The sequence below is a fragment of the Micromonospora sp. CNZ286 genome (genome assembly GCF_014207755.1).
The window spans coordinates 2487883-2511839 of record NZ_JACHIZ010000001.1 but is presented as its reverse complement, the minus strand read 5'-3'; the positions used below and the strand labels follow the sequence as shown (position 1 = coordinate 2511839).

Below are 23957 nucleotides of genomic sequence, written 5' to 3'. Positions count from 1 at the left end.
CCCCCGAGGACCTCACGGTCCTCTGTGGACAGCTGTCTGCAACACGGCCCGGCACGAGCCACCGTGTCAGCCGGCCCGTGCCGGGCCGACCGTCCCCAGCCGCAGCACTCTCGCTTCGAGACGAAGAGGTATGCCCATGAGATGGCGCACCAGCGCGGCGATCGCCATGTGCGGTCTGCTGTCGTTGGGCCTGGCCACTCCGGCCCAGGCCAACCCCCAGCAAGCATCACCGAAGCCCCAGGCCAAGAAGTCCGACAAGCCGGTCGACCTGGACATCATGTTCATCGGCGCCCACCCGGACGACGAGGCCGGCCAGCTCGGCATGCTCGGATACTGGAACGAGTATCACGGCATGAAGGCCGGCGTCATCACCACCACCCGCGGCGAGGGCGGCGGCAACGCCACCGGTCTCGAGGAGGGCCCGGAGCTCGGCATCCTGCGGGAGGCCGAGGAGCGCAAGGCCGTCGGCTGGGCCGGCGTCGAGCACATCTACAACCTGGACGCGCTGGACTTCTGGTACACCGCCAGCGCTCCCCTGACCGAGGAGGTCTGGGGCCACCAGGAGACGCTGTCCCGGATCGTGCGGGTCCTGCGGACCACCAAGCCCGAGGTCATCCTCACGATGAACCCCTCGGCCACGCAGGGCAACCACGGCAACCACCAGAAGGCGGCCATGCTGGCCGTGGAGGCCTTCTACGCGGCTGCCGACCCGAAGGCGTTCCCGGAGCAGATCAAGAAGGAGGGCCTCCAGCCCTGGCGGGCCTCCCGCATCTTCCAGACCGGCGGCAGCGGCACCACCGGCACCAACGGCCCCGCCTGCGAGACCACCTTCACGCCGGCCGAGGCCAGCAACGTCGTCTTCGGCACCTGGCAGGGCTACGAGTCGGCGCGCCACGACGGCAACCGGTGGAACACGGTCCAGACCTGGGCCCGCCGGGAGTACGTGTCGCAGGGCTGGGGCAACAGCTCCTTCCCGACGACCGACCCCGACGCCATCGGCTGCAACCGGCTGACGCTGATCGACACCCGCACCCCGTACCCGGACCCGAACGTGGGCGCCGGCACCGGTGCGCTCCAGGGCGCCACCCTGCGCGCCCAGGGCGGCCTGCCGCTGGGCACCGAGGTCCACGTGCGTCCGCGCACCTGGGAGGCCGTCGCGGGCCAGCCCATCAAGGTGGACACCGTCCTGTACGCCGAGAAGGCCGTCCCGGGGGCCAAGGTCACCCTGAACGTGCCGGCCGGCTGGACGGTCACCGGCAACGGCAACGTGGGCACGCTGACCCCGCGCAAGGAGGTCGTGAAGACCTTCACGGTCACCCCGCCCGCGCAGGTCGAGGTGGGCACCCGCTTCAAGATCGACGCCACGCTGACCAGCAAGAAGGACGGCAGCGGCACCAGCAGCGCCCGGGTTCAGGGCACCGCGCCGGTGCGCGGCACCCTGGAGCCGCTGGAGGAGATCGCCGACTTCCGCGCGTGGACCGTGCGGAACAAGACCCAGCAGCTCGACGCGCTCATCGAGTCCCTGCTGAACATCCCCAGCGGCGGCACCCGCAGCGTCAAGGTCAACCTGACCAACCACGGCACCCGGGTCGAGTCCGGCGCGGTCAAGCTGAACGTCCCCGCCGGTTTCTCGGTGGCCGAGCAGCAGGTGCCGTACAGCGGGCTCCGGCCGGGCGCCAGCACCTCGGTGACGTTCACAGTCACCAACACCGACACGTCGCTGCCGACGGCCAACCGGGCGCCGGACAACGGCGCCTACCGGGTGCAGATCGAGACCAGCTACACCGGCGGCAGCGCGAACGAGCCCGGTGCGTTCAACCTGGTCCCGGTCACCACGATCCCGAAGGCCGCCAGCGCGCCGACCGTCGACGGACACGCCCACGACAACGAGTACACCGGCGAGGTCATCGACATCTCCACCCGCTGGGAGGGCACCGCCGCCCCGGCGTCGGACATCTCCGGCACCGCCCAGCTGACCCACACCGACGACGCCCTGTACGCCGTCTTCACCATCACCGACGACGTGCTCGGCACCGTCCTGCCGCCGGAGGACTGCAAGCGTCCGCGGCGTAACGACAACATCGAGTTCGGCATCGACCCGCGCGGCAACTCGGCGAACACCTCCACGGTGTTCAACATGGCGCTCTTCCCGGCCACGAAGGACCCGGCCAACGGGAACCCGCCGTGCTTCGCCCGGGAGCGGGACAACCACCAGGGCGGCCCGGAGACCGCGCCTGGCGTGGAGATCGCCTCCGTGGTGACCAGCAGCCCCTACACGGGTTACCGGATCGAGGTCAAGATCCCGTTCAGCGTGCTGCCGGACGCCGTCGACCCGAACCGCATGGGCCTGAACATCCTGGTCAACGACTCGGACACGCAGGACCTGTCCGCGCAGACCCGGGTCGGCTGGTCGACCTGGAGCGGCGTACGGGCCGACCCGTGGCGCTGGGGCAACGCGACGCTGCCGGCCCTGGCGGCGAAGCCGTCGGCGCCGAAGGCTCCGATCATGCCGGACACCGCGGCGCAGAGCGTGGACTCGCCGCAGACCCTCCTGCAGTCCGTCTCGGACGGGGTGGCGCCGGGCGGTTACGCCAAGCTGCCGGACGGCACCGTGAAGATCAAGAAGGTCACTCGCACCGCGAGCAAGGTGTCCGTCCAGCTCCAGGTGAAGAAGGCGGGCACCGCCCGCGCCTTCCTCTGGGACGGCACCCGGGTCGTGGCGGAGACCACCGCCGCTCTGCGCAAGGACGGCACGCTCGTCCTGCCGCTGAGCGGGTCGCTCCCGGCCGGCACGTCGCTGCTCGTCTCGTACGAGCACGGCGGCGCCACCACCGCTCTGGCGAAGAAGATCTGCTGAGCGGACGTTGATCGCGTCGACTTGACGCACACGATGGGCCGGGCCGGCAGGCCCGGCCCATCGTGCCGTCCGCGTCACCCGGGTCGTGCCCCGCTCAGCGGGCCGGTGCCGGGACCGGTGGTGGCGGGTGACACCTCAGCCGGCCGGCGCCACCAGCGGCGCGACGCCAGCGCGGCCAGCCCGGCGCCGGCGGTGTTGAGCAGGACGTCGTCCACGGAGGAGACGCGGTCCAGCCGCAGGACGTACTGCGCGACCTCGACCAGGACCGAGCAGCCGGCCGCGAGCGCCAGGATCCGCGGCACCGACGCCAGCGCCGCGAACCGCAGCGGGCCGAGGAACCCGAGCGCCGCGAACACCAGCAGGTTGCCGACGATCTGGACCGTCACCGTCAGCGGCCCGCTCGCGAGGACGGTGAGCAGGTCCCGAAGCGGCACCAGGCTCACCCGGCCGGGAACCACGCCGGCCCCGTCCCCCGGCAGCATGATCATCCAGACCCACGGCACGGTCCCGTAGACGATGCCCACCTCGGCCAGCGACCTCCGCCACGCCGGCCCCGCCCCGCCGCGCCGTCGGGCCAGGACCCACACCGCGAGCGCAGCCGCCGGCAACGCGGCCACGGTGAGGAGCACGACCCCGTTGATCGTGCCGAACCAGCCGTGCCATCCCTCGATCACGCCGCCTCCACCCGTCCCGCCCCGGATCCGCCGCGCCCGCACCGGGCCCGTGCGGTCCGCTCAGGGTGCCACGCCCGCGCCGACAGGTGACCCCGGCCCGGACATCGCGTATGCGGAGCCCGCGCTTCCTGCCACCGGATTCGCATTCCGCCGCCCGGCCGGTCCCGAATCCCCGCCGATCCGCTGATTTCTTAGCCGATATTTCGGCGCGACCCGAAGGGCGCGGCCGTTCCGTCCTCACCGGCGTTCCGCGCTCGCCCATTCCACCACCGAGGCGCAGCCTCCGTCCGGGGCGACAGTGGCGTTCCCGCAGATGAACCCTGGTCGGACGGGCGGAAATTGCACGCCGGCATTCGCCGTACCGGTGGGTGAAGAAAGACTCGCCTAACCAAGGTTAGCCTTATCTTCGTCGTTCGGTATTCGGCGTGGAAACGGCTCCTTCCGGCCGCCAACCCCGCATTCCGTTGTTAAGGTGAGCATGATCCTCACTGACGGCCGACGGGTTTGAGGACCGGCCGCACGGCAAATACCAGATGGCATTCGAGCACCACGAGGCCGGCCGTTCGCTTCCGCCGGCCCGCATGACTTGGAGGCACCATGAAGACCCTGTTGCAGTCTCCGCCGGTACGTGAATGCGCCGCCACCGCGTGCAGCTTCAACGACAACGGCTGCCACGCTCCCGCGATCACCGTGGCGGCGTCCGCCGACGCGGCCTCCTGCGCGACGTTCGTCGAGTCGTCGCTCAGCGGCGGGATCGCGGAGGTCACCGGCGCGGTGGGCGCGTGCGCGCGGGCCGAGTGCGTGTTCAACACCAACCTGGCCTGCACCGCCGAGTCGATCACCGTCGGTCCGGGCGCCACTGTCAGCGACTGCCTCACCTACCAGCCCGCCTGACGAAACCGGACACCACGCTCGTACGGGTCACGACGGTCACCGTCGTGACCCGTACGGCATGTGCGGCACCCGACCCGCCATTGCAGAGGTAAGCCTTACCTACTACCGTCTGACCTGGGCCGACTTCACCCCTTCCCGGCCGAGGAGACAGACATGGCGTTGCACCCCGCCGGGCGTCCGGCCCCGCCGGCCGGCGTCGTCCCGGTCGCAGGGTCGTCGGCGGGCGGTACGGGCACCTCCTCCACGCCCCGCGACGCCGTCGCCGCCCGGTGCGTGCTGACCGCTGCCTCCTCGCTGCGGCTCACGCTCGGCGACACCACCGCCGACCTCCTCTCCGCCCACGCCGTCCTCCCCGACGGCACGATCGTCCTGGCGGTCGACGCGATGAGCCGCACCGGCGGCATGCTGGTCGCCGCGCGCGGCCACAGCGGCGCGGTACGCCTCGACGTGACCCACCTCGCCCCGGTCGCCGTGCGCTCCCGGGTGCGGTCCCGGCTGCGGATCCTCGGCACGGCCCGCCGGTTCGACCCGGCCGTCCTCGACGCCTGCGACCCGGCCACCGTGATGTCGCTGCTCGACCTGCCCCCGGTGGCGCTGTGGGCCGTCGAGCCGGACGAGGTCGTCCTCGACCGGGCCGCCGATCCCGTCGCGGTGGACCTCGGCGCGTACCGCGCGGCCCGGCCGGATCCGATCGCCGTCGACGAGGCCGCCCACCTCGCGCACCTGACGCGCTGCCACCGCGACGTCCTCGACCGGCTCGGCACGCTCGTCGACCCCACAGTCACAGCCGGTTCGGCGCGCGTCGTCCCGGTCGCGCTCGACGCCGAGGGCATCGTGCTGCGGGCGGAGCGGCCGGACGGTCACGCCGACACCCGGTTGTCCTTCGCCCGCCCGGTCACCGCCGGTTCCGGCCTGGCCGAGGCGCTGCGCACGCTGCTCGCCTAGCCTGCCGCGCCGATCATGGAAGCCGGACGACAGCGGCGGCGACGACGGGGCCCGCCCGGTGGAGGGATGCGCGTCCGGCGAGCCTCACTTCCTCCGGACACCCTGGCCTGGCATCTGCCTGATCGGTGACTTGCACGCTGATTAGACAGATGTCAACCTAGGGACATGTCGAAGCAGCAGGCACCGGTCCCACTCGTCGACCTCAGCGCCGACGCGCCGTGCTGCCCCCCGCTGGCGCAGCGCCGGGTTCCCGCCGAGACGGCCGCGGTGCTCGCGCCCGCGTTCAAGGCCCTCGGCGATCCGGTACGGCTGCAGCTGATGTCGATGATCGCCTCCGCCGAAGGCGGCGAGGTGTGCGTGTGCGATCTGACGCCGGCGTTCGACCTGACCGGGCCGACGATCTCCCACCATCTCAAGACGTTGCGCGAGGCGGGCCTGGTGGACGCCGAGCGGCGGGGCACCTGGGTCTACTACCGCGCGCGGCCGCAGATCCTGCGCCGGCTCGCCGGCCTGCTGTCGATCGAGCCGACCGCCGCGGCGCAGCGGTAGGCCGCCGTACCGCACGGCGCCCTGTGCTTCCGCCCAGCGATCCGGCCGATGCCGGCTTGACGGCTCCGAGGTTACTCAGCAAAAATTGAGTCAATGGAAACTGAGCTTACTTCTCTGGCCGGGCGCGCGCGGATCCACGCCGCGCTGGGCGATCCGGCCCGCCTGGCCATCGTGGACGCGCTCACCCTGGGCGACGCCTCCCCCGGGGAGATCGCCCACGCCCTCGACATGCCGACGAACCTGGTCGCCCACCACGTCAAGGTCCTCACCGACGCGGGCCTCGTCGTCCGGGGCCGGTCGGAGGGCGATCGGCGGCGCACCTACCTGCGACTCCAGCCGGCCGCCCTCTCCGCTCTCGCGCCGCCACCGCTGGCGGATGTGCATCGGGTCGTCTTCGTATGCACCCACAACTCCGCCCGCTCGCAGCTGGCCGCGGCGCTGTGGAAGCGACGCACCGACGGCGACGCCGCGTCCGCCGGCACCAGACCGGCGCCGCGGGTCCATCCCCGCGCGGTCGCAGTGGCCCACCGCCACGCCCTCGACCTCGACCCGACCGGCACCGCACACGTCGACGACGTCGTCCGAGACGACGACCTGATCGTCGCCGTCTGCGACAACGCCCACGAGGAGCTGACCGGGCCGATCCGCCCCCGCCTGCACTGGTCCGTGCCGGACCCGGTCCGCGTCGACACCGACGAGGCGTTCGAGGCGGCGTACGCCGACCTCGCCGACCGCGTCGACCGCCTCGCCCCCGCCGCCACGTCGGGAGACACCCGATGACCGGCACCAGCGCCCGCATCCACCAGGAGATCGGGGTACGCGTCGGCACCGACAACCCACGGGAGTGCCCATGAGCACCGCCACCAGAGCCGACCACGCCCCACCGGTGGTCGCACGCCTGTCGCGCCTCGACCGGTTCCTGCCGGTCTGGATCGGCCTGGCCATGGTCGCCGGTCTGCTGCTCGGCCGGATCGTTCCCGGCCTGGACGACGCTCTCGACGCCGTCGAGGTCGGTGGCATCTCCCTGCCCATCGCTCTCGGCCTGCTGATCATGATGTATCCGGTACAGGCCAAGGTCCGCTACGACCGCCTCGACACCGTCACCGGTGACCGGCGTCTCCTGGTCTCGTCGCTGGTCCTCAACTGGATCGTCGGTCCCGCCGTCATGTTCGCCCTGGCCTGGGTCTTCCTGGCCGACCAGCCGGAGTACCGCACCGGTCTGATCATCGTCGGCCTGGCCCGCTGCATCGCGATGGTGATCATCTGGAACGACCTGGCCTGCGGCGACCGGGAGGCGGCGGCGGTCCTCGTCGCCGTCAACTCGGTGTTCCAGGTCCTCGCCTTCGGCCTGCTCGGCCGGTTCTACCTGTCGGTGCTGCCGGGCTGGCTGGGCCTGGACGGCGCCGCGCTGGAGGTCTCCGGCTGGGACATCGCCGGCAACGTGCTCGTCTTCCTCGGCATCCCACTGCTCGCCGGCTACCTCTCCCGCCGCGTCGGCGAACGCGCCAAGGGTCGCGACTGGTACGAGCAGCGGTTCCTGCCCAGGGTCGGACCCGTCGCCCTGTACGGACTGCTGTTCACCATCGTCGTGCTGTTCGCCCTGCAGGGCGAGGCCATCACCGGCCGGCCGGTCGACGTGGCCCGCATCGCTCTGCCGCTGCTGGCCTACTTCGCCCTCATGTGGGCCGGCTCCTACCTGCTCGGCCGGGCCATCGGCCTGAACTACGAACGCACCACCACCCTGGCGTTCACCGCGGCGGGCAACAACTTCGAACTGGCCATCGCGGTCGCGATCGGCACCTTCGGGATCGCCTCCGGCCAGGCCCTGGCCGGCGTCGTCGGCCCGTTGATCGAGGTCCCGGTCCTCGTCGGCCTGGTCTACGTGTCGCTGTGGGCCCGCGCCCGCCTGTTCCCCACGCCGGGAGCCCGGCCATGAGATGCCTCGACTGCGCCGCGGCACGCCGCGCGGCGACCACCGGAATCATGGAGACCCGATGAGCGACAAGCCCAGCGTCCTGTTCGTCTGCGTGCACAACGCCGGCCGTTCCCAGATGGCCGCCGGCTGGCTGCGCCACCTCGCCGGCGACACCGTCGAGGTCCGCTCCGCCGGCAGCGCACCCGCCGAGACCGTCAACCCCGCCGCCGTACAGGCCATGGCCGAGGTCGGCATCGACATCACCGACCAGACCCCCAGGCTCCTCCGGTACGAGACGGCGGAGTCCTCGGACGTCATCGTCACCATGGGCTGCGGTGACGCCTGCCCCGTCTTCCCCGGCAAGCGGTACGAGGACTGGAAGCTCGAAGACCCCGCAGGCAAGGGCCTCGACGCGGTACGCCCCATCCGGGACGAGATCCGCACCCGGGTGGAACGACTGCTCGCCGAACTGCACCCCACCGCCTGACCGGATGATCCGGTCCTGGTTGCCCGGGCAGGTGGCCGCCATTGGTGCAACGATGCAAGCGTGGGAACTGCGAAAACTGCCACCCCTGCCATCTCGCCACTTGTCGGCGAGCCGATCAAGCGTGCCGATGCCGAGCGGCTCGCGGGAGTCCTGAAGGCGTTCGCCGACCCGGCCCGGCTGCGCCTGCTCAGCCTGATCCAGTCCGCTCCGGAGGGCGAGGCGTCAGTCAGCGACCTCACCGCGCCGCTCGGTCTCTCCCAGCCGACCGTCAGCCATCACCTCCGGATCCTCACCGAGGCCGGCCTGCTCGAGCGGGAGAAGCGGGGTGTGTGGGCGTACTACCGCCTGGTGCCGTCCGCGATCTCGGCGATCGCCGAGTCGTTGACCCCGCCTCGTAAACGGCCGACGAAGAGGGTCCGCTGAGCAGGGGACTGCCGGGCTGCCGCGCGCACCCGCCGGCCTGACCGGGTCGCGCCCCGGGGCGTCAGCCGGCCACCGGGAAGTTGGACCGGACGAGGCCGTCCGGGTCGTGGCGGCGCTTGACCGCCCGGAGCCGGGTCAGGACGGCGGGGGTGAACGCGTCGGCCACCGTCTCGTCCGGGTTGAGGAAGGTCACCGGCTTGCGCCCGCTGACCGGCAGGGCGGCGGCCAGGGCCCGCTGCCGCGCCGTGACCGCCGCCGGGTCGGTGGCGACGCCGAACAGGTAGAGCGCGTACGGCTCGGTGAGCGGGCCGTGCGGGCTGTCGGAGTACCGGGCGAGGGCGCCGCCCAGGTGCCGGAGCTGGACGCTGAGCAGCGGGGCGATCGGGTCGGCCAGCAGCGCCCCGGCCGCGTCGTCGTCGAGGCGGGTCAGCAGTTCGGCGCGGGAGATGCCGGGGCTGGGGGCGGTGGGTTCAGCCGTGATGCCGCCGAGCTCGGTGACCGGCATGATCCGCCTGCTGTCGGAGATCGGCGCGGGCAACCGATCCAGCGGTGCGAGCAGGTCCCGCGCCCCGGTCCCGTCGCCGAGATAGGTGACGTCGAGGGCCACCATCGGGTCGGCGCCGGGGAGGTGCAGCAGGTCCATCCAGACGGTCAGCTCCTCGGGCGCGGTGGCGGTGATCCGCCGGAACGCCCGCAGCACGTCCGGCGCGTGCGCCGCCGCCCACATCATGCGTCCGCCGTACAGCTCCGGCGCGGGGTGCAGCGCGAGTTCGAGCGCGGTGACGATCGCGAAGTCTCCGCCGCCGCCGCGCAGCGCCCAGAACAGGTCGGGGTCGGTCTCGGCGGTGACGCGCCGGTGCCGCGCCTCGGCGTCCACGACGTCGAACGCGGTGACCGCGTCGGACACCCAGCCGTACGCGCGGCCGAACCAGCTCAGCCTGCCACCGAGCGCCACCCCGGTCACGCTGACCACGGGGGAGCTGCCGGGCAGCCCGGTGAGCCCGTACGGCGCGGCGGCGGCCTGGAGCCGGCCGGACGGCACACCCGCGCCGACCCGGGCCCGGCGGGCGGCCGGGTCGATCTCCACGGTGTCCAGGCGTCCGGTCCGCAGCAGGATCGCGCCGTCGGCGCGGCCGGTGGCACCGTGCCCGTTGGGCTGCACGGCGATGCTCAGTCCGGCCGGGCGGGCGTACCGGACGAGCGCGGCGACGTCGTCCGCGTCGGCGGCCTCGACCACCGCCGCCGGTGACTGCGCGACGGCCAGGTTCCAGGCCCGGCCGGCCACCTCGAACCCTTCGTCCCCCGGCAGCAGGACCCGGCCCCGGACGGTGGAGCGCAGCGGGTGCGGGGCGTTCGTGATCGTGTCCATGAGCCCACACTAGGGTCGGAAAAGACCCGGACTAGGGTGCATTCGCATGACGGATTCGTGGGCCAATCCGGCGCGACGGCTCGGCAGCGACCTGCATCTGGAACTGTCCGGCGCCGGCGGCCGCCGGTCCGCGCTCATCCGCGCGCTGCGCGACGCCGTCCGGGACGGGAGACTGGCCGCCGGCACCCTCCTGCCGCCGTACCGGTCCCTCGCCGCCGACCTCGGCCTGGCCCGCAACACCGTCGCCGCCGCGTACGCCGAGCTGGTGGCCGAGGGATGGCTGGTCGCCCGGCAGGGCTCCGGGACGCGGGTGGCGCCGCGCACCGAGCCCGCCCGGGTCGCCCGCGTCCCGAGGCAGCCGCCCGCGCGTCCGGCCCCGGCCGTGCACCACCTGCGGCAGGGGCAGCCGGATGCCGCCTCCTTCCCGCGCGCCGCGTGGCTGGCGTCCACGCGCCGCGCCCTGACCGCCGCGCCGAACGAGGCGTTCGGGCCGGGCGACCCGCGGGGCCGCCCGGAGCTGCGCCGGGCACTGGCCGGGTACCTGGCGCGGGCGCGGGGTGTCCGCACCACCCCGGACCGGATCGTGGTGTGTTCCGGTGTCGCGCACGCGCTGCGCCTGCTCTTCGGTGGCCGGGTTCTGCGCGGACCGCTGGCGGTGGAGTCCTACGGCCTCGCGTTCCACCGCGCGGTCCTGGCGGCGGCAGGCGTCCGCACCGTCCCGCTCACGCTCGACGCGGACGGCGCCCGCACCGGGGAGCTGACCGACCTCGCCGGGGTACGGGCGGCGCTGCTCACGCCCGCGCACCAGTTCCCCACCGGCGGGCCGCTGCATCCCCGGCGGCGCCTCGCCGCGCTGGGGTGGGCGGAGGGCCGGGACGGACTGGTGCTGGAGGACGACTACGACGGCGAGTTCCGGTACGACCGGGATCCGGTCGGCGCGGTGCAGGGCCTGGCCCCGGAGCGCGTGGTCTACCTGGGCTCGGTGAGCAAGAGCCTCTCCCCCGCGCTGCGTCTGGGCTGGATGGTGCTGCCCGAACGGCTCGTCGGCCCGGTGCTGGACGCCAAGGGTGAGCGGGAGGCGTGGGCGGGCGTGACGGACCAGCTCACCCTCGCCGACTTCCTCGACTCCGGCCGGTACGACCGGCACGTGCGCCGGATGCGGCAGCGGTACCGCGCCCGCCGCGACCGTCTCGTCGCCGCGCTCGCCGCCCACGCCCCGCACGTCACGCCGACCGGCGTCGCCGCCGGGCTGCACGCCGTGCTGCGCCTGCCCGCGGGCACCGAGCACCAGGTGGTCGAGGCCGCCGCCGCTCAGTCGATCGCGCTCGACGGGCTGGCCGGTTTCCGCCACCCGGACGCCACCATGCCCGCCCTCGACGGCCTCGTGGTCGGCTACGCCACGCCGCCCGAGCACGCGTACGCCGCCGCGCTGGAGGCGCTGTGCCGGATCCTTCCCCCGGACCCGCTCCCACACCGGTCCGGCGGGCCGGCCCTTGAGGACCGCGGCCCGACCCGGTAGAAACGGCGGGGCCGACAGGAGAATCAGCCATGACCGATACCGACGGGCGGTTGTCCGCGACGCCGCGTACGACGCTGCGCCGGATGAAGGAGAAGGGGCACCGCGACCGCGCCGCCCTGTTCGACGTGCTCCGGGCCGCCTTCGTCTGCCATCTGGGCGTGCTGGTCGACGGCGGCCCGATGGTGGTGCCGACCGTCTACGGCTTCGACGACCGGCATCTCTACCTGCACGGCTCGGTGGCCAGCCGGAGCCTCACCACCGACGCCGAGGTCTGCGTCACGGTCACAGTGGTCGACGGGCTGGTCCTGGCGCGCTCGGTGTTCGAGCACGGGATCAACTACCGCAGCGCGATGGTCTACGGCCGGCCCCGGTGGGTGACCGACGCCGAGGAGAAGGTGTACGGCCTGCGGCTGCTGACCGAGCACGTGGCCCCCGGCCAGTGGGACCACGCCCGCCGCCCGAACCGGCGGGAGCTGGCGGCCACCGCGCTGCTGGCGCTTCCGCTGGCCGAGGCGTCGGTCAAGACGCGCAGCGGGCCGCCGGACGACAGCGACGGCCCGGACGCCGCCCTCGGGCTCTGGGCCGGCGAGCTTCCGCTGGTCGCGCGCTGGCAGCAGCCGGTGACCGACCCGGCGCTGCCGCCGGCGACGCCGGTGCCGGCGCACGTCGCCGCGCGCGACGGCACCCGCGCCGACCAGGGCTGACCGGCCGGGCGGCCCCGGTCCGTCTACCGGAGCTGGCGGGCCACCTCCGCCAGCGGCAGCCGGGGCTGGACGGCCGCGCGGGCGGCCACCACAGCCAGCGCCCGGGGTACGCCGGCGCAGTGCGCGATGATCTCCCGCACCGCCGCGCGCTCGGCGGTGAGGCGACGCTCGCCGAGGCGGGCGGCCAGCAGGTCCCACGCCTCGCCGGCGGCCAGCTCGTCGACCACGACCGGGCACGCGGCCTCGCCGACGACCAGGCCGGTGAGGCGGTCCCGGCTGGTCACGACCACCATGCAGCCGGGTACGCCGGGCAGCAGCGGCCGTACCTGGTCGGCGTCGCGGGCGTCGTCGAGCACGATGAGCATCCGGCGTCCGGCGAGCGCGCTGCGGTAGAGCCCGGTGCGCGCCGCCGGCCCGCACGGCACGCCGCCGGGTACGTCGAGCGCCTCGATCAGACCGCCGAGCGCCTCGGCCGGCGCCACCGCCGCCCTTCCCGGGTCGCTGCCGCCGAGCTGGACGTGCAGCACCCCGTCGGCGAACCGGGCGGCCGACCGGTGCGCCCAGCGCAGCGCCAGCGCCGTCTTGCCGATGCCGGACCGGCCGGACAGGACGCACACGACGACGCTCGACATCCGCCGCGGTCCCCCGTCGAGCAGCCGGTCGAGTTGCCGCAGTTGTGCGGAACGGCCGGTGAAGCCGGGAATCTCCAGCGGTAGTTGCATGGGGCGGATCCGGGCCGCGGACGCCGGGTGGGCGGGCAGGCCGAGGACCTCACGGAGCAGCCGGACGGTCGCGGGCCGCGGACGGGTCACCCGCGACGACTCCAGGTTGCGGATGCTCCGGACGCTCAGTCCGGTGCGGGCGGCCAACTCCTCCTGTGTCAGGTTGGCCAGTCGCCGGGCGGTAGCGATTTCATGACCCAACGTATCCATGTAGCCGATCACAGCGTCGTCTCCGTACCGGTTCTGGTGGATTCATGCCGGTGGACCACCGAAGCCGAGGCCGCTGAGCGGGCAGTCAGCAGCGACATTGCCGGTGATCTGCCGGTGAAGCTCCTGTTGGCCAGACGAGGTTAAGTCCACAGTGGGTCCGACGCTATCGACCGGAGTCGAATCGACGGTCGACGAGACGGGCCCTTCCCGGCATCGGTGCAGCGTCGCAGAAGCAGCACTTCCGGTCACTCTCCGCAAACCTCAGACCCGTCCGGCGCGGGCCCGGCGGGCAGCGCGCCGACCAGGAGGACGAACATGCGAAGGTACGTCAGCGACACCGCCGAACTCACCGACGAGTACGGCATCCGGATCGGCCGCTGGACGCAGTACCGCGATCTCGGCCCGTTGCCGTTCGACGCCATGTGGTGCGTGATCCCGCCCGGTGGCAGCAGCAGCGAGGACGTCCACCCCGAGGTCGAGTTCGCCGTGGTGACCCGCGGCACGGCCATCTACGAGGCGGGCGGCGAGAAGGTCGAGGTGCCGACCGGTGGCGTGATCCTGCTCGAACCCGAGCAGAGCCACGTCATCCACAACCCCTCGCCGGAGCAGCCGCTCACCATCCTCAGCATCTACTGGATGCCCCGGCCCGACGACGCGGCGCAGGCCGGCGCGGACGACGGAGCCGGCCGTGACTGACGGGGCGGCCACCTCCCCCGGCGTGGTGCTGGTGGTGACGCCGCCACCGACGCCGAACGGGCCGCTGCACCTCGGACACCTCAGCGGCCCGTACGTCGCCGGGGACGTCGCGGCCCGCGCGCTGCGTGCCGCCGGCCGGCGGGTGGTGACCCAGTGCGGGCTGGACGCGCACCAGAACTACGTGCCCGCCCGGGCGGAGGCGCTGGGCGAGACCCCGGCGGACACCGCCGCCCGGTACGGGTCGTCGATCCACGCCGCGCTGCGCGCCGCCCGCATCCGGTACGACGTCATGGCCGACCCGCTGGCCGACGAGGGCTACCGCCGGGTGGTCGCACGCCTGCTCACCGAACTGGTGGAGGCGAAGGTGGTGGAGGTCGCCCCGGTGTCGCTGCGCGCGTGCGCGGCCTGCGGGCGGACCCTGCACCACGTCCGGGTCGCCGGGCGCTGCCCGGCCTGCGGCGCCGGCGCGAACGGCGGCACCTGCGAGGGCTGCGGCGGGTTCTGCACCGCCGCGAACCTGGCCGGCGCGCGGTCGACCTGCTGCGACGCCGCACCCGAGCCGGTCACCCGCACGGTCCCGGTGCTGCGGCTCGACGAGCACCGGGAGCGGCTCGCCGAGTTCTGGTCCCGTGCGGTGCTGCCGCCCCGGTTACGGCGCCTCGTCGCGTCGTACCTGGACGGCGGGCTGCCGGAGGTGCCGCTGGCGTACCCGACGGACTGGGGCATCGAGTGGGACGACGGCCTGCGCATCGACGTCTGGGCGGAGATGGCCCTGGCCAACCTGGTGCTGCCCGCCCGCCACCTGCGGCCGGACGCGGACACGCTGGCCGGGTACCTGGACGCGTGGCGGGACGTGGACGAGCAGTGGATCTTCCTCGGGGTCGACAACGCCTTCTACTACGCGCTGCTCATCCCGGCCCTGCACCTGGCCGCCGGGCTGCCCGACCGGCCGACCGGGCTGGTCGTGAACGAGTTCTACCGGCTCACCGGCGCGAAGTTCTCCACCAGCCGCGAGCACGCGATCTGGGCGCACGAGTTCCTGGCCACCGAGGACCCGGCTGTGGTCCGGGCGTTCCTGAGCTGGGACCGGCCGGACAGCTACGAGTCGGACTTCCGCCCGGAGGCGTACGAGGCGTTCGCCGCCCGGTACGCCGCGACCCTGGCCGGCACCACCGCCGGCCTGGACGGCGTCCTGGCCGACACCGAACTGACGCGCGGCGAGCAGGCGCTGCGGCCGGAGCACTTCGACCCCGCCACCGCGGTCCGGGCGGCGCTGGCCGCGTACCCCGGTGCGCCGGAGCGGGCGGCCCGCCTGCTCGGCGTCGTCGGCGGCGCGGAACCGGCGGGTTCGGATGGGTGAGCCGCGCGTGCTCGTCGTCGGCGCGGGCATCAGCGGCGTCCTGCTCGCCCGGCGGCTGCGGGACGCGGGCGCCGACGCGGTCCTGATCGGCCCGCACGGCGGCGGCGCGGCCGGGCGGCCCGCCGACGCGACGGCCGCGTCCGGCGGACTGATGCGGGCCTTCGAGCCCGATCCGGCCGCCCGGTCCCTCGCCGCCGCGAGCCTCGCCGAACTGCTGGCCGATCCGTCCCTCGCGACAGCGGCCGGGTGGCGGCGGACCGGCTCGCTCTACCTGCTCGACGCCCGGGCGGCGGCCGGCGTGGACGGCGCCGAGGTGCTGACCCGGGCCGACGCCGACCGGTTCGGCTTCGCCGGGCTCCCGGACGGCACGGTGGGGATCTGGGAGGACCGGGCCGGCTACCTGGACCCGGACCGGCTGCGCCGGACCGTCCTGCGTGGCCTCGGCCGGACCGAGACCACACCGGTGGCCCGCCTCGACGACCGCGTGGTCGAGCTGCGCGACGGCCGCCGGCTCACCGGCGACCTCGTCGTCGTGGCCGCCGGGGCCTGGACCCCGCGCCTGCTGGGCGCCGCCGGGCTGCCGACCTCGCTGCGCACCAAGCACATCCAGTACGCCCACCACGTCACCGGCCGCGCCGAGCTGCCGTGCTTCGTGGACGAGACCAGCGGCCTCTACGGCCGGCCGGCCGGTCCGGGGCGGATGCTGCTCGGGCTGCCCAGCGACAGGTGGGACGTCGACCCGCCGTCCCCCGAGCCGGACGCCGCACTGGCGGCACGGGTCCTGACCGTGGCCGCGCGGCGGCTGCCCGGCCTGGACCCGCGACCGGCCGGGCCGCCGGTGAGCGCCACCGACTGCTACAGCGAACCCGCCGGGCTGGCCCTGCGCCACGTGGCCGGCGCGGTGCACACCTTCACCGGCGGCAGCGGCGGCGCCGCCAAGACCGTCCTGGCCGCCAGCCGGCTCGCCGCCACCGCCCTGCTGAACACCCGAACCGCGATCCCTGTCCCCCACGGCCAGACAGAGGCAGACTGATGACGCAGACCTTTCACACAGTGGGAATCGGCGCCGGGCCGGCGAACCTGAGCCTCGCGGCGATGTACGACACCCTCGCGCCGCACGACATCGCGCTGTTCGAGGCCCGCGACCGGCCGGGCTGGCACGACGGGATGCTGCACAGCGGCGTCCGCATGCAGACCGGCTGGGTCAAGGACCTGGTCTCGCTCTACGACCCGACCCACCCGCTGTCGTTCCTCAACTACCTGGTCACCACCGGCCGGGTGTACGCCCTGCTGGGCGCCGGGTTCGACACCATCCCCCGGATCGAGTACCAGCAGTACCTGGTGTGGGCGGCGGGCCGGCTGCCGCGCATCACGTACGGCACCCGCGTCGACCGGGTCGAGTTCGACGGCGCGCTGGTCAGCCGCAGCGGCGGTGCGGAGGTCGCCCGCTCCCGGCACCTGGTGCTCGGCAGCGGGACCGTCCCCTTCGTACCGGAGTTCCTGGACGCCCTCGACCCCCGGCACCTGTTCGTCGCCGACGAGCTGCACCAGCGCCTCGCCACGGTGCCGGACGAGCCGGACCTGCCGTGGATCGTGATCGGCAGCGGACAGACCAGCGCCGAGTGCGTCGCGGCGCTGCTCGCCCGCGGGTGCCGCGACATCAGGTGGATCGGGCGGCGGTCGTGGTTCGCCCCGCTGGAGGACTCCCCGTCGGCGAACGACCTGTACCGGCCCGCCTACCAGGAGTCGTTCCTCACCCTGTCCCGGGACGTGCGGGAACGGCTCGTCTCCGGCCAGATCCTGACCAGCGACGGCATCTCCCCGGGCACGTTGCGCGGCGTCTACCAGCACAACTACGAGGAGCGGCTGCGCACCGGCCGGTTCCCGGTGACGATCATGCCGAGCCGTACCGTGACCGGCGCCCGGCAGCTCGACGGGGAGGTCGAGCTGGAGTGCCTGACGGCCGGCAGCGGCGAGGAACGGCACCGGGCGGTGAACCTCGTCGTCGCGGCGGGACGCCGGCAGGCGCCGCTGCCCTTCGACCCGGAGCTGACCGCGCTGATCGATCTGGACGAGCGCGGTGAGCCGGTCATCGAGTCGGACTACTCGATCCGGTGGAAGCACGCCGACGACCACAAGATCTTCGTGCTGAACCGGGGGCGGTACGTCCAGGGGCTCGTCGACTCCAACCTGAGCATCCTGCCGATCCGCAGCGCGATGATCCTCAACTCGATCGCCGGCCGCACGGTCTGCCGGTTCCGCGACGACTACCTGAGCACCCGATGGGCGTGAGCGCGATGACGTCGTTCGACTACGACGACCGGATCTTCGTCTCCGTCGACCACGCCGGTGACGCCGACCCGTTGCGGGGGCACTACCACCAGCGCGGCGATCTGGTCTGGGCGGAGATCTCCGGCGGCCCGGTACGGCACGGCCGGCTCGCCGGCACCTGCGACGCGCAGGGCGTGGTGCGTTTCGCGTACGTGGAGGTGCTCACCGACGGCAGCATCGTGGTCGGCGAGTGCGAGTCGCGGCCCGAGCGGCTGCCGGACGGCCGGATCCGGCTGCGCGAGCGGTGGCGCCGGCACGGGCCGCGCCGCGACAGCGGCGTCTCCGTCATCGAGGAGGCCGCCCCGGCCCGCATCGAGGCGAGGGAGGAGCAGCGTGTCTGACATCCAGATCGTCAGCTTCGTCGCGGCGAGCCTGCTCATCATCATCGTGCCGGGCGTCGACTTCGCCCTGGTCACCCGGCAGACCGTGCGGTACGGGCGGCGGGCCGGGTTCGTGGTGCTGGCCGGGCTGTTCGCCGCCGCCCTGGTGCACGCCTCGCTCGCCACCGCCGGCCTGTCCGCCCTGCTGGTGTCCTCACCGGCGCTCTACACGGTGCTGCGGGTCGCCGGCGCGCTGTACCTGGTCTACCTGGGCGGCACCATCCTCTGGGCCACCCGGCCACGACGGGCGGCGGCCCCGGCCGCGCAGCCGGTCACAGTGGGCGCGGGCGGCCCCGGGCCGGACGCGGACACCGGCCCGGTCGCCGCGCCGGAGACGGTGGCCGCCGACGAGCCGCACGTGGCCCGGCGCTCGTTCGTCATGGGCGTCACCAGCCAGCTGCTGAACGTCAAGGTGGTCGTCTTCTACGTCTCGTTCGTGCCGCAGTTCGTCAAGCCCGGCGACGGCGCGGCGGCCCGTACGGCGGTGCTGGCCGCCACGTTCATCGGCCTCGCCGTGCTCTGGTGGGCCTGCTACATCCTGCTCATCGACCGGTTGCAGCCCTGGCTGACCCGGCCGTCGGTGCTGCTGGTGATCGAACGGCTGACCGGGCTGATCCTGATCGTCCTGGCGGTACGGATCGCGCTGAGCCACTGAACCGCAGCACGGCGCCCGCCGGCCCGGCCGTCCAGCCGGTCCGGCGGGCGCTCGTGGTGTCAGGCGTTGCGCGGGCGGTGGGCGACGGTGAGGACGTGGGTGGTCGGCCAGTCCAGCGGCCGGCCGTCCAGGTCGGTCAGGGACGCGACGGGTGCGATCCGGTTGTCGATCACCCAGTCGTTGCGGACCGGCGCCGAGGCGGGGCCGATCTCGAAGCCCGCCTCGGTGAGCAGCGCCGTCCAGTCGGCGAAGCTCAGGCCGCAGAACTGCTCCCTGGTCTCCGACAGCCAGTTGTCGGTGTAGTCCTTGCGGGTCAGGTAGTCCATCGCCGCGCCCAGGCCGAGACGTACCGCGCCGTCGGCCAGCGGCTCGTACGCGAAGCCGAACGCGAAGTCCACCGCGAACTGGTCCAGCCGGGCCCGCGTCGACAGTCCGGAGACGTACCGCCGGACCTCGGCCGAGGTCAGGCCGGCGAGATCCCGGCGCGGCGAGGCCGGGTTGTCCCCGTCGTCGGTGGTCAGCCGCAGGATCACCGGCCGGTCCGGCTCGTCCGGCCCGCACACGTCGCTGTTGATCCAGACACCGCCGGGCACCGTGTGGTCGTGGATGCGGCGGGCGAACTGGAGCAGCGACTCCCGCTGCCGCCCGTACGACCAGATCTCGTGGGTCAGCGCGAAGGTGAGCGTGGTGTCGACCGAGCGGTCCTTGAACACCGCGCCGCCGAGGACGTTGCGGTGGAAGAAGTACACGTTGGCGTTGCGGAACACGCCCTGCGCCTTCTTGTGCAGGCACTCCTGGTAGAGGTGGCGGGCCACCTCCACACCGATCAGGTCGCTCTCGCGCAGCGCGGCCTCCCGGTCGGCCAGTTCCAGGACGGCGCCCGCGCCGCAGCCGATGTCCACGATGCGTCCGGGCTGCACGTGCCGGCGCACCGAGTCCCACTTGCGTTGGGCGGCCGAGGCGAACGCCTCCACGTAGGTGCGGTAGTCGCGGGTCACGGTGAGGCCGCCCTCGTCGCCGACGAGCGGGTCGTTCACCACCGACCGGATCGCCTCGACCAGGCGGTAGCGCTCGAACACGTCGATCGTCGCCGGGTGGGTGAGCGTCCGCCAGCTCTCGTCACCGGCGGCCAGGCGCAGCAGCACGTCCCACGGCCGTTCCGGCGTCCCGGGCAGGTCCGGATCGGCCTCGACCAGCGCGATCGCGAAGCCGAGGCGCTCGTACAGCTTGGCGACCTCCGGGGTGGAGCAGGCCACCACCGTGTCGGCGGGCGTGAGTTCGAGCCCGGTGGCCACCGCGATGCTCTTGAGCGTGACCTCGGCGAACGCGTCGGTGTACGCGGTGTCGAAGATCGGCACGGCCAGCGAGCGCAGCCCGCTGAGCACGCTGAACCGCTCGATCGCGGCCTCCCGCCTGTGGTACGCGACGGGGTTGCGCCTGGTGTTCTCGTGGTTGGCCGACGTCACCGCCCAGACCACTGTGGCCTCGTCGCCGGCGAGCCGGCGCAGGTAGTCGGCCTGGAACCGGGTCAGCAGGTGGTGCCGCCCCGGGAACAGCACGAAGCGGGTCGGCAGGTCGGTCATGGTCACCTCGCCTGGGCGGTACAGCGGTCGGTGATCATACCGGGACGCGCCAGGAACGCCAGAGATGGCCGTACCGGCCGTCGGCGGCCAGCAGCTCCTCGTGCGTGCCCTGCTCCACGACCCGGCCGTGGTCGAGCACGACGATTCGGTCCGCGCTCACCGCCTGGCTGAGCCGGTGCGCCACGATCAGCGTGGTCCGCCCCTGCGTGGCCGCGAGGGCCGCCCGGTCCAGGTCGCGGGCTCCGGCGCTGCCGGCCTCGGCTGTCGCCTCGTCCAGCACGGCGACGGCCGGCGCGGTGAGCACCAGCCGGGCCAGGGCCACCTGCTGGGCCTGCGCGGCGGTGAGCCGGTGGCCGCCCTCGCCCACCGGCGTCGCCAGCCCGTCGGGCAGGGCACGCAGCCAGGTGGTGGCGCCGACCCGTTCCAGCGCGTCGAGCAGCTCGGCGTCGGTCGCGTCCGGTGCGGCCAGGCGCAGGTCCTCGGCGAGCGGCCCGGCGAAGACGTGCACCTCCTGGCTGACCAGTGCCACGTCGCGCCGGGACGTGGCCTCGCCCGTCCCGGTCAGCGGCGCGCCGTCGAGGCGTACCGATCCGTCGGTGGGCGCGATGATCCCGGCGGCGATGCCGGCGAGCGTGCTCTTGCCGGCGCCGCTGGCGCCGACCAGCGCGACCCGCTCCCCCGGTGCCAGGCGCAGTTCGACGTCGGCGAGCACCAGCGGCCCGTCGTCGTAGTGGTGCCGGCGCACCGTGACGTCCAGCGCGGCCGGGCCGCGCGGGTGGCCCGGCGCTGTGGTCGGGGCGGTTGTGGCGGGCGGTGCGGTGTCGGGCAGGTCTGCCACGCCGACCAGCCGGGCGAGGCTCGCGCCGGCCTGCAGCACCGAGTCGGACTCCAGCAGCAGCAGGCCGATCGGGTTGAACAGGCGGTGGAAGTAGAGCGCGGCGGTGGTCGCCGCGCCGACGGTTACCAGGTCGTCGCGGACCAGGAAGAACCCGGCCACGAGCACAGCGGCCAGGCCGAGGAACTCCGACCTGTTGATCCGCAGCCCGAAGCGGGTGTGCAGGTTGAAGATCTCCAGCGACAGGTCGCGCGCCACGCCGGACCGCTCGGCGATGGCCGCCACGTGCGCGTCCTCGGTCCGGTACGCGCGCACCGTCGCCGCGCCGCGCAGCGCGCCGGCCATCGCCTGCGTCCGCTCGCCGGTGGCGACCCGCTCGCGGGCGTAGTAGGGCGCGGAGCGCCGCAGGTACCAGCGCAGCGCCAGCGCGTACGCGGGCGCTGCTAGCAGCCCGGCGAGGCCGAGCCGCCAGTCCAGCGCGACCAGCCCGAACACGGTGAGCACCACCGACAGCAGCGCGCCGACGAACGCCGGGCCGCTCACCGCGATCACGTTCGTCACCACCGCCACGTCGTCGCCGACGCGGGCCAGCAGGTCGCCGGTGCCGGCCCGCTCCAGCGTCGCGGACGGCAGGTGCAACGCGCGGTCGAGGACGCGCTCGCGCAGCCGGGCCAGCACCGTCTCGCCGAGCCGGGACGCGAGCGCGGCGCCGAGCGCCGTGAGCAGGCCGGTGAACACGGCGGCGCCGGCGATCACCGCCACCCGGCCGGCGATCCGGGAGACCGGGGCGTCGGCGATGACGTCGTCGACCAGGCGGCCGAGCACCCAGGGCGCGACCAGGCCACCCGCGGCGGCGACGACGAGCACGGTCGCCGCGGCGGCGCTGAGGCCGGGCCGGGCGCGGAACTGGGCGCCGAGCGTCGTCCAGGTCTGCCGGGCGGACGCGACAGGCAGCAACGTCCGGCCGGGGGTACGCGGGTCAGCGGTCACCGCAGTGTCTCCTCGCGGTAGCGGGCGTCGGAGGCCAGCAGGTGCTCGTGCGGTCCCTCGGCGGCCACCCGGCCGTCGGCGATCACCACCACCCGGTCGGTGATCCGCAGCAGGGCCGGGCTGCTGGTGATCAGCAGGGTGCCCCGGGGCCCCACCCGGCGCGTTTCGGCCAGTCCGTCGGCGAGCTGCGCCTCGGTGGCGGCGTCGACAGCGGTGGTGGGATCGTGCAGCACCAGCACGGGCGGGTCGGCGTGCAGCGCCCGGGCCAGCCCGAGCCGCTGGCGCTGGCCGCCGGAGAGGTTCGCGCCCCGCTCGACGAGCCGGTGGTCGAGGCCGCCGGGGTGTGCGTCCACGACGTCCTGGGCCGCGGCCGCCCGGACGGCGGCGTGCAGCCGCGCCTGGTCGGCCGGGGCGCCGGCGGCGAGGTTGGCCGCCACCGTGCCCTCGAAGAGCGTCACGTCGTGCGGCTCGACGAGCACGGTGCCGCGCAGCGCGTCGACGTGCAGGTCGTCGGCGGGCACGCCGTCGACACGCACGGTGCCCCGGCACGCGTCCGGCGACACCCGCCCGGACAGCAGCGCCACCAGCGCTTCGGCGTCGGCCGGGTCGTACGCGAGCACGCCCACCACCTCGCCGGGGCCGACGCGCAGGTTCACCCCGTCCAGTCCGGCGTGCCCGACGTCGTCGAGGGCCAGCCGCGGCCCGTCCGGGTGGGCCGGCGCCGACGCGTCGCCGGGCCGGGTCAGCGGCTCGGCGCCGAGCACGCGCGCCACCCGGGCGGCGGAGGCGCGGGCCATCGCGAACAGTTGCACGCACCAGCCCATGGTCTGCACCGGCTCGGCCACGAACTGCGCGAGTCCGACCACTGTGACCAGCTCGCCGATGGTGAGCCGGCCGCGCAGGGCGAGCCAGCCGGCCACTCCGGCGACCGCCGCGAGGAACAGGCCGTTGGCGGCGGTGGTGAGCCCGAGATGCAGTCCCTTGGTGTTGGCGGCGCGCAGCGTCACCGCGAGCGCGTTGCGGCTGGCGGCGGCGTACCGGCCGGCGGCGTGGTGCTGGGCGCCGATGCCGCGCAGCACGCGCAGGCCGGAGACGAGGTCCACGGCGAGCGCCGTGGTCTCCGCGAGGGCCTCCTGCTGGGAGGTGCTGCGCCGGGACAGCAGCGGCGCCATCCGTTGCAGCACGAGGACCAGCACCGGTACGCCGACGAGCACGCCGAGCCCGAGGGGGATGTCGATGACCAGCAGCGCGGTCGCCGCGACGGTCAGCGCGGTCACCGCGGCGACACCGAATCCGGCGACCCGCACCACGAGCGCGGAGAGTTCGGCGTCGGAGGCGGCGACCGAGAGCAGTTCGCCGTCGCGCAGGCCGGAACGGTGTCCGCGCGGGTCGAGCGCGCGCTCGGCGATCTCCACCCGCAGCAGGTGCGCCTCCCGCTCCACCGCCGCGAACGCCTGGCGGGCGCCGTTGCGGTAGGCGAACGCGAGCACGGCGAACAGGGCCGCGAGGCCGGCGACCGAGTACGCGAGCGCCCACGGGTCGCCGGTCACCACGGCGCGGTCGATGATGACGCCGATCGCCACCGGCACGAGCGCCTCGGCGACCTGGTGCAGGCCGAGCAGCGTGACGCCGATCAGCACCGGCCGTCGCTGGCGGCGCAACGCCTGACGCAGCACGTACCGGGCCGTGACGGCGCCGCCGGCGGGATGCGGGGACACGAGGGGTTGCCTCCAGTGCTCGAAGTGAGGCCAGCCTAACCTCAGCCTCCGGGGTGGCCGAGGCGGGTGGCACGGCTCACCACGGCCTCCGCCAGCGGGGCACGGTGACCGCCGGTAATGTTGATCAGGCCGAGAGTGCAC

22 protein-coding genes are annotated in these 23957 nt (G+C 74.0%); 16 read left to right on the top strand and 6 right to left on the bottom strand.

Features of this window, described 5'->3' with window-relative positions:
- Positions 1–136: 136 nt before the first annotated feature.
- Positions 137–2857, top strand: coding sequence for a sugar-binding protein (locus FHX31_RS11275; protein ID WP_013286938.1), 2721 nt, complete (start codon positions 137–139; stop codon positions 2855–2857).
- 74 nt (positions 2858–2931) lie between these two features.
- Here FHX31_RS11275 and FHX31_RS11270 read toward each other — a convergent pair whose 3' ends face one another.
- The gene (locus FHX31_RS11270; RefSeq protein WP_013286939.1) at positions 2932–3531 is read right to left on the bottom strand and encodes a VanZ family protein; all 600 of its coding nucleotides are present in this window, start codon (positions 3529–3531) and stop codon (positions 2932–2934) included.
- 597 nt (positions 3532–4128) lie between these two features.
- Here FHX31_RS11270 and FHX31_RS11265 point away from each other — a divergent pair.
- From FHX31_RS11265 to FHX31_RS11235, 7 genes are all read left to right on the top strand, one after another.
- Positions 4129–4425 carry a DUF1540 domain-containing protein gene (locus tag FHX31_RS11265; RefSeq protein ID WP_013286940.1) on the top strand — a complete coding sequence of 99 codons (297 nt, stop codon included), beginning with the start codon at positions 4129–4131 and terminating at the stop codon, positions 4423–4425.
- Between the two features lie 153 nt (positions 4426–4578).
- Entirely contained in the window at positions 4579–5370 is a 792-nt protein-coding gene (locus FHX31_RS11260; protein ID WP_047893020.1) for a DUF2470 domain-containing protein, read from the top strand.
- Positions 5371–5535: 165 nt separating this feature from the next.
- Positions 5536–5919 carry an ArsR/SmtB family transcription factor gene (locus FHX31_RS11255; RefSeq protein ID WP_184976055.1) on the top strand — a complete coding sequence of 128 codons (384 nt, stop codon included), beginning with the start codon at positions 5536–5538 and terminating at the stop codon, positions 5917–5919.
- Positions 5920–6012: 93 nt separating this feature from the next.
- Positions 6013–6699: an arsenate reductase/protein-tyrosine-phosphatase family protein gene (locus tag FHX31_RS11250; protein WP_184976052.1), complete on the top strand. Its 687-nt coding sequence runs from the start codon at positions 6013–6015 to the stop codon at positions 6697–6699.
- 70 nt (positions 6700–6769) lie between these two features.
- Positions 6770–7855 carry an ACR3 family arsenite efflux transporter gene (gene arsB / locus FHX31_RS11245; RefSeq protein ID WP_184976048.1) on the top strand — a complete coding sequence of 362 codons (1086 nt, stop codon included), beginning with the start codon at positions 6770–6772 and terminating at the stop codon, positions 7853–7855.
- 58 nt (positions 7856–7913) lie between these two features.
- A complete protein-coding gene (locus tag FHX31_RS11240; RefSeq protein ID WP_013286945.1) occupies positions 7914–8321 on the top strand; it encodes an arsenate reductase ArsC in 408 nt (135 codons plus the stop codon).
- A gap of 60 nt (positions 8322–8381) precedes the next feature.
- Positions 8382–8744: an ArsR/SmtB family transcription factor gene (locus FHX31_RS11235; RefSeq protein WP_184976045.1), complete on the top strand. Its 363-nt coding sequence runs from the start codon at positions 8382–8384 to the stop codon at positions 8742–8744.
- Between the two features lie 61 nt (positions 8745–8805).
- On the opposite strand, the gene FHX31_RS11230 is transcribed toward FHX31_RS11235, so the two are convergent.
- Positions 8806–10113 carry an FAD-binding oxidoreductase gene (locus FHX31_RS11230; protein WP_184976042.1) on the bottom strand — a complete coding sequence of 436 codons (1308 nt, stop codon included), beginning with the start codon at positions 10111–10113 and terminating at the stop codon, positions 8806–8808.
- Between the two features lie 46 nt (positions 10114–10159).
- Here FHX31_RS11230 and pdxR point away from each other — a divergent pair, with 46 nt between their 5' ends.
- Positions 10160–11632: a MocR-like pyridoxine biosynthesis transcription factor PdxR gene (pdxR, locus tag FHX31_RS11225; RefSeq protein WP_184976039.1), complete on the top strand. Its 1473-nt coding sequence runs from the start codon at positions 10160–10162 to the stop codon at positions 11630–11632.
- A 29-nt stretch (positions 11633–11661) separates the two neighbouring features.
- Entirely contained in the window at positions 11662–12336 is a 675-nt protein-coding gene (locus FHX31_RS11220; protein ID WP_123109450.1) for a pyridoxamine 5'-phosphate oxidase family protein, read from the top strand.
- A gap of 23 nt (positions 12337–12359) precedes the next feature.
- Here the strand turns inward: FHX31_RS11220 and FHX31_RS11215 are convergent, their stop codons facing one another.
- Positions 12360–13268, bottom strand: a complete 909-nt coding sequence (locus tag FHX31_RS11215) for a helix-turn-helix domain-containing protein (protein WP_221488056.1) — start codon at positions 13266–13268, stop codon at positions 12360–12362.
- A gap of 315 nt (positions 13269–13583) precedes the next feature.
- Between FHX31_RS11215 and FHX31_RS11210 the strand changes: the two genes are divergently transcribed.
- The 6 genes from FHX31_RS11210 to FHX31_RS11185 are packed head-to-tail and all read left to right on the top strand — an operon-like array spanning position 13584 to position 18690.
- Positions 13584–13964, top strand: coding sequence for a cupin domain-containing protein (locus FHX31_RS11210; protein ID WP_013286951.1), 381 nt, complete (start codon positions 13584–13586; stop codon positions 13962–13964).
- Positions 13957–15324: a class I tRNA ligase family protein gene (locus FHX31_RS11205; RefSeq protein ID WP_184976036.1), complete on the top strand. Its 1368-nt coding sequence runs from the start codon at positions 13957–13959 to the stop codon at positions 15322–15324. Before FHX31_RS11210 ends, FHX31_RS11205 begins: the two co-directional genes overlap by 8 nt.
- The gene (locus FHX31_RS11200) at positions 15317–16357 is read left to right on the top strand and encodes an NAD(P)/FAD-dependent oxidoreductase (protein WP_184976033.1); all 1041 of its coding nucleotides are present in this window, start codon (positions 15317–15319) and stop codon (positions 16355–16357) included. Before FHX31_RS11205 ends, FHX31_RS11200 begins: the two co-directional genes overlap by 8 nt.
- Positions 16357–17616: a lysine N(6)-hydroxylase/L-ornithine N(5)-oxygenase family protein gene (locus tag FHX31_RS11195; protein ID WP_184976031.1), complete on the top strand. Its 1260-nt coding sequence runs from the start codon at positions 16357–16359 to the stop codon at positions 17614–17616. Before FHX31_RS11200 ends, FHX31_RS11195 begins: the two co-directional genes overlap by 1 nt.
- The gene (locus tag FHX31_RS11190) at positions 17607–17996 is read left to right on the top strand and encodes an avidin-fold protein (RefSeq protein WP_184976028.1); all 390 of its coding nucleotides are present in this window, start codon (positions 17607–17609) and stop codon (positions 17994–17996) included. The genes FHX31_RS11195 and FHX31_RS11190 overlap by 10 nt, the downstream gene beginning before the upstream one ends.
- A complete protein-coding gene (locus FHX31_RS11185) occupies positions 17989–18690 on the top strand; it encodes a LysE family translocator (RefSeq protein WP_184976025.1) in 702 nt (233 codons plus the stop codon). The genes FHX31_RS11190 and FHX31_RS11185 overlap by 8 nt, the downstream gene beginning before the upstream one ends.
- 59 nt (positions 18691–18749) lie before the next feature.
- On the opposite strand, the gene FHX31_RS11180 is transcribed toward FHX31_RS11185, so the two are convergent.
- Genes FHX31_RS11180 through FHX31_RS11170 form a run of 3 tightly spaced genes read right to left on the bottom strand, consistent with a single transcriptional unit; the run spans position 18750 to position 23816 of the window.
- Positions 18750–20273: a class I SAM-dependent methyltransferase gene (locus tag FHX31_RS11180; RefSeq protein ID WP_184976022.1), complete on the bottom strand. Its 1524-nt coding sequence runs from the start codon at positions 20271–20273 to the stop codon at positions 18750–18752.
- A 34-nt stretch (positions 20274–20307) separates the two neighbouring features.
- Positions 20308–22098, bottom strand: a complete 1791-nt coding sequence (locus tag FHX31_RS11175) for an ABC transporter ATP-binding protein (RefSeq protein ID WP_184976019.1) — start codon at positions 22096–22098, stop codon at positions 20308–20310.
- The gene (locus FHX31_RS11170) at positions 22095–23816 is read right to left on the bottom strand and encodes an ABC transporter transmembrane domain-containing protein (RefSeq protein WP_013476359.1); all 1722 of its coding nucleotides are present in this window, start codon (positions 23814–23816) and stop codon (positions 22095–22097) included. The genes FHX31_RS11175 and FHX31_RS11170 overlap by 4 nt, the downstream gene beginning before the upstream one ends.
- Positions 23817–23957: the final 141 nt, after the last annotated feature.

Coding starts and splice junctions, on each gene's coding strand:
- FHX31_RS11275 (WP_013286938.1), top strand. CDS start 137: ATGAGATGGCGCACCAGCGCGGCGATCGCCATGTGCGGTCTGCTGTCG.
- FHX31_RS11265 (WP_013286940.1), top strand. CDS start 4,129: ATGAAGACCCTGTTGCAGTCTCCGCCGGTACGTGAATGCGCCGCCACC.
- FHX31_RS11260 (WP_047893020.1), top strand. CDS start 4,579: ATGGCGTTGCACCCCGCCGGGCGTCCGGCCCCGCCGGCCGGCGTCGTC.
- FHX31_RS11255 (WP_184976055.1), top strand. CDS start 5,536: ATGTCGAAGCAGCAGGCACCGGTCCCACTCGTCGACCTCAGCGCCGAC.
- FHX31_RS11250 (WP_184976052.1), top strand. CDS start 6,013: ATGGAAACTGAGCTTACTTCTCTGGCCGGGCGCGCGCGGATCCACGCC.
- arsB (WP_184976048.1), top strand. CDS start 6,770: ATGAGCACCGCCACCAGAGCCGACCACGCCCCACCGGTGGTCGCACGC.
- FHX31_RS11240 (WP_013286945.1), top strand. CDS start 7,914: ATGAGCGACAAGCCCAGCGTCCTGTTCGTCTGCGTGCACAACGCCGGC.
- FHX31_RS11230 (WP_184976042.1), bottom strand. CDS start 10,113: ATGGACACGATCACGAACGCCCCGCACCCGCTGCGCTCCACCGTCCGG.
- pdxR (WP_184976039.1), top strand. CDS start 10,160: ATGACGGATTCGTGGGCCAATCCGGCGCGACGGCTCGGCAGCGACCTG.
- FHX31_RS11220 (WP_123109450.1), top strand. CDS start 11,662: ATGACCGATACCGACGGGCGGTTGTCCGCGACGCCGCGTACGACGCTG.
- FHX31_RS11215 (WP_221488056.1), bottom strand. CDS start 13,268: ATGGATACGTTGGGTCATGAAATCGCTACCGCCCGGCGACTGGCCAAC.
- FHX31_RS11210 (WP_013286951.1), top strand. CDS start 13,584: ATGCGAAGGTACGTCAGCGACACCGCCGAACTCACCGACGAGTACGGC.
- FHX31_RS11200 (WP_184976033.1), top strand. CDS start 15,317: ATGGGTGAGCCGCGCGTGCTCGTCGTCGGCGCGGGCATCAGCGGCGTC.
- FHX31_RS11195 (WP_184976031.1), top strand. CDS start 16,357: ATGACGCAGACCTTTCACACAGTGGGAATCGGCGCCGGGCCGGCGAAC.
- FHX31_RS11190 (WP_184976028.1), top strand. CDS start 17,607: ATGGGCGTGAGCGCGATGACGTCGTTCGACTACGACGACCGGATCTTC.
- FHX31_RS11180 (WP_184976022.1), bottom strand. CDS start 20,273: ATGACCGACCTGCCGACCCGCTTCGTGCTGTTCCCGGGGCGGCACCAC.